Annotated in this window: 4 protein-coding genes and 1 pseudogene; all 5 read left to right on the top strand. The window is 61.1% G+C overall.

The window, feature by feature from the left end:
• A pseudogene (locus RTM06_RS21740) lies at window positions 1-235 on the top strand (ABC transporter permease); the annotation flags it as partial.
• Window positions 232-1,842 carry an ABC transporter ATP-binding protein gene (locus tag RTM06_RS21745; RefSeq protein WP_312184686.1) on the top strand — a complete coding sequence of 537 codons (1,611 nt, stop codon included), beginning with the start codon at window positions 232-234 and terminating at the stop codon, window positions 1,840-1,842. The pseudogene RTM06_RS21740 and the gene RTM06_RS21745, both read left to right, overlap by 4 nt.
• Window positions 1,839-2,828, top strand: coding sequence for a putative FMN-dependent luciferase-like monooxygenase (locus RTM06_RS21750; RefSeq protein ID WP_312184687.1), 990 nt, complete (start codon window positions 1,839-1,841; stop codon window positions 2,826-2,828). The genes RTM06_RS21745 and RTM06_RS21750 overlap by 4 nt, the downstream gene beginning before the upstream one ends.
• Window positions 2,829-2,919: 91 nt before the next feature.
• Window positions 2,920-4,017 carry an alkylhydroperoxidase domain protein gene (locus tag RTM06_RS21755; protein WP_312184688.1) on the top strand — a complete coding sequence of 366 codons (1,098 nt, stop codon included), beginning with the start codon at window positions 2,920-2,922 and terminating at the stop codon, window positions 4,015-4,017.
• Window positions 4,018-4,019: 2 nt separating this feature from the next.
• On the top strand, window positions 4,020-4,624 hold a 605-nt coding region (locus RTM06_RS21760; protein WP_312184694.1), incomplete at its 3' end, for an amidohydrolase.

A 4,624-nucleotide genomic window follows, 5' to 3' on the forward strand; every position in this document is an offset into this window, starting at 1 on the left:
GGTGATTGCCTATGCCGCCCTGCAGTTTGGTCAGGCGATTCTGGCGCTGTCGACGCTGAGCTTTCTCGGCTACGGCACGCCGCCGCCAACGCCCGAATGGGGATTATTGATCGCTGAAGGACGTAACTATCTGGCGACCGCGTGGTGGCTCACAACTTTCCCCGGCATTGTGGTGGTCGCCGTGGTGCTGGCCGCTAACCGCATTAGCCGTCAACTGGCCGGAGGTGACGCATGAGCGCGTTATTAGCCATTGAAAATTTAACCCTTAGCTATCGCCAGCGCGGCGAGTGGCGCGCGGTGGTTCACAACGTCAGCTTTGAGTTGCAGCCCGGTGAAATGGTGGCGCTGGTCGGGGAATCCGGCTCCGGCAAAACCACCACCGCGCAGGCGATTATTGGTTTGATGGCGGATAACGGTCGCCGTGACAGCGGCAGGATTGTGCTGAACGGCACCGATATCGCCGGCTGGTCATCCAAACGTCTTGATAGCCTGCGCGGCGTCAGCATCAGCTTAGTGCCGCAGGATCCGGGCAACTCGCTCAATCCGGTGAAAACCATTGGCGATCAGGTCGGTGAAATGCTGCAGCTGCACCTGAAAATCAGCAAACCCGAACGCCAGCAGCGCGTGCTGGAATTGCTGCAAAAAGTGGGGTTGAGCCATCCGGAACAGCGCCTGACGCAGTATCCGCATCAGCTCTCCGGCGGCATGAAACAGCGCGTGCTGATTGCCATCGCCCTCGCTCTGCGTCCGCAGATCATCATTGCCGATGAGCCCACCAGCGCGCTGGATGTCACTGTGCAAAAACGCATTCTCGATCTGCTGGATGTGCTGCGCCGCGAATCTGGCACCGCAGTGCTGTTTGTCACACACGATTTAGCGCTGGCGGCAGAACGCGCCGATCGCCTGCTGGTATTTCGTCATGGCGAAGTACAGGAACAAGGCCCGGCGGCGCAGGTGATCAACGCGCCTAAACATGCTTATACGCGGCAGCTATTAAAGGATGCCGATCCGGGTGACAGCGCGCTGTCGGTGCCGACTCAAGCCAACTTCTCGTCACCGGCGATTCAGCTCTCCGGCATTAATAAACAGTTTTCACTTGGTCGCCAGCAGCAGTTACAGGTGGCGAAAGAGGTGTGCGTCACGGTGGCGCGCGGTACCACGCACGCGCTAGTCGGCGAATCCGGCTCGGGGAAAACCACGCTGGCGCGCATTCTCTTAGGCTTTGAGCAGGCCGACAGCGGTCGCGTAGTAATTGATGGGATTGACGCCACCGCGCTGCGCGGTGAAGCGCAGCGCCAATTACGCCGCAAGATTCAGTTTGTGTATCAGAACCCATTTGCCTCGCTCGATCCGCGCCAGACGCTGTTCGCCATCATTGAAGAGCCGCTGCGTAACTTTGAGAAAATCAGCAGCGAGCAGCGCCGTGAACGCGTCGCCGCCGTGGCGCAGCGCGTAGCGTTACCGCTGGAATTACTGACGCGCAAACCGCGTGAGTTATCCGGCGGCCAGCGTCAGCGTGTAGCCATCGCCCGCGCCCTGATTCTGCAACCGGCGATTCTGGTGCTGGATGAAGCGACTTCGGCGCTGGATGTCACGGTGCAGGCACAGATTCAGCAACTGCTGCAACAGCTGCAACGCGAGCTCGGCCTCACTTATCTGTTTATCACCCACGACCTCGCCACCGTGCGCCGCATTGCACACAGCGTCACCGTGCTGCGCGCCGGTGAAGTGGTGGAGCAAGGTGACACCGTCACGCTATTTAACGCGCCTCAGCATTCGTATACCCGATCGCTGATTGACGCGATTCCCGCTTTCCGTCCGCTGATTAAGGAGTCTGCATGACGCGTAAACGCATTGGATTTTTCACCCGTCTGCTGGATGACACCAGCGCACAACAGCGCTATCGCCTGGCAACCGAACAGATTCAGCACGCCGAGCGCAACGGTTTTGACAGTGTATGGATTGCGCAGCACCACTTTCACGAGAAAGAAGGCGGCTTGCCGTCTCCGCTGCTGTTTCTGGCCCACGTTGCCGCGCACACCCGTACCATTCGCCTTGGCACCGGCATCATCACGCTGGCGATGGAGAACGCGCTGCGCGTCGCCGAAGACGCGGCGGTGCTGGATCTGCTAAGCAACGGTCGCCTTGAAGTCGGGTTAGGATCGGGCGGCACCGCGACCTCGTTTCTGCCGTTCGGCATCACTATCGACCAGCGCGCCAGCGTGTTTGCCGATCATCTGCATCAGCTGCTGAGTGCATGGCGCGGCGATACGCTGGGCCATCCGGATAATCACCTCTATCCCGCAGCGCCGACGCTGGCGCAGCGCGTGTGGATCGCCACATTTTCGGTGGAAGGCGCCGCGCGCGCGGGACAAGCCGGGCACGGTTTGATGCTGTCGCGCACCCAACCGCGTCCGGCGGGCCAGCCGGATTTGCCGCTGGATCAGATGCAGAACCCGATGATCGATGCCTATCTGGCGGCATTACCGGCGGGCATTGCGCCCCGCATTCTGGCATCGCGCACCGCCTTTGTCGCCGATTCCCGTGACTACGCGCGTCGCCTTGCCGAACCGGGCTTGCAGCGCCAGGCGCAGCATTTCCGCGAATCAGGACATGTGATTGGCCACACGCTGGACGAACAGGCGCGTCAGCTGGATGCACATTTCGGCGATGCCGACCAGGTGCGGCAATCGCTGCTGGCCGATACATCGCTGCAGCGCGTCACCGATATCAGCTTCCAGGTGCACTCGATCGATCCGCCACACGCCGACATTCTGCGTTCCATCGAATTGATTGCGGAACATATTGCGCCCGCGCTGCGTGGCTAGGTGATTAGCGGTCGCCATGAATGGCGACCCTACGCAGGTTTTGTAGGGTCGCCATTCATGGTGACCTTCTAACGCTTAACTGGAGAATTTCATGTCTCAACCGACAGATTTACTGGCCGCGCTGGCGGATATCGATCCCGCGTCTGAACTGGCCCAGGCCCGCGCCGAGCGTCATGCCGCCACCCAGCATACCCAAGGCAGCTACGACGTGCTGTTTTCGCAAGATGATGAAGATTTGCCGTTAGCAGAGCGCTTCGCCCTCGCCGCGCAGGTCGCGGCCTGGCATGGTGCGTCAAGTCTTGAAGCGCATTACCGCCAGCACGATCAGCCGCAAAACGCGCGCTTCGCTGCGGGTCTGGCGTTTGCGGAACTGCTGAGCCTGCATCCGGTGGATGCCGCGCCGCAGCACATCGAGAAACTGCAAACTGCCGGCTGGTCGCCGCGCGGCATCGTCACGCTGGCGCAACTGATTGCCTTTGTCAGCTTCCAGAGCCGCTTACTCGCGGGTTTGCGTTTGCTCAACGGCGAAGAGACGGCGTCGCAGCCACATGCGGTTGCCGGTAAATGGCACGATGCGCCGCTCACCGTCAGCGGGAAAACCGCCCTCACCGCCTTCACCCAACAGGAACTAGGCTGGGAACCGTGGCTGGCGGCGAAACCGCTGCATGAATTTAGCGCTGATGAGCAGGCAACGCTGGCGAAATTCGGCCACAGCGACTCTGATTACTTCCGCCTGCTGGGCCGCAATCAGCCGCTGCTCGAGCAGCGCACGCTAACCGATAAAGGCATCTTCTACACCGCAGGCGGACTTTCACGCGCCGAGCGAGAACTCGCCGCCACGGTGGTGAGCAAGGTCAACGGCTGCATCTACTGCGCCTCGGTGCATGCGCGCAAAGCCAGCCAGCTGTCGAAAGATGAACCGGCGGTGCAGAAGCTGCTGAATGTCGCGCCGGGCGCTGAGTTGTCGCACGGACAATCGGCGCGCTGGGCGGCGCAGATCGATCTGGTCGCCACCTTATCCATTACGCCTGCCGCCACCAGCCTGCAACAGCTGCAGGCGCTGCGCGATCAAGGATTCAGCACGCTGGCGCTGCTGGACCTGATTCAATCCGCCGCCTTCTTCGCCTGGGCGAACCGCCTGATGCTGACGCTCGGCGAACCTTTCTTACCTGAACACACACAAGGATGACCATGACGGATCTTTCCCATCAACAGCTGGTGCGCTGGCGACGCGAGCTGCATCAGCATCCCGAACTGTCGGATCAGGAATTTGCCACCACCGAGCGCCTTACCCGCTGGTTGCAGGAACTCAACGTCAAGCTGCTGCCGCTGGATTTGAAAACCGGTGTCGTGGCAGAAATCGGTCACGGTGAACCGCTGATTGCGCTGCGTGCCGACATCGACGCCCTGCCCATCGACGAGCAAAGCGATCACGCGTGGCGATCGCAGCAGCCGGGTGTGATGCACGCCTGCGGCCACGATCTGCACAGCAGCGTGATGCTGGGTGTCGCGCAGCAGCTGAAACGCATCGAATCCCAACTGCCCGGCCGCGTGCGCATTCTGTTTCAGCCTGCCGAGGAGATTTTCACCGGCGCGAAGCAGCTGATCGCAGCGGGCACGCTAAAAGAGGTGCAGGCGATTTTCGGGCTGCATAACGCGCCGGATCTGCCGACCGGCACGCTGCGGACGCGCGGCGGCGCTTATTATGCCAACGTCGATCGCTTCCAAATCACTATCTCCGGCAAAGGCGCGCACGCCGCGCGTCCGCATGAAGGCATTGGTAGCATCGTGATTGG

The organism is Pantoea sp. CTOTU46764, from assembly GCF_031974595.1.
Classification (GTDB): Bacteria; Pseudomonadota; Gammaproteobacteria; order Enterobacterales; family Enterobacteriaceae; genus Pantoea; species Pantoea trifolii.

Coding starts and splice junctions, on each gene's coding strand:
- RTM06_RS21745 (WP_312184686.1), top strand. CDS start 232: ATGAGCGCGTTATTAGCCATTGAAAATTTAACCCTTAGCTATCGCCAG.
- RTM06_RS21750 (WP_312184687.1), top strand. CDS start 1,839: ATGACGCGTAAACGCATTGGATTTTTCACCCGTCTGCTGGATGACACC.
- RTM06_RS21755 (WP_312184688.1), top strand. CDS start 2,920: ATGTCTCAACCGACAGATTTACTGGCCGCGCTGGCGGATATCGATCCC.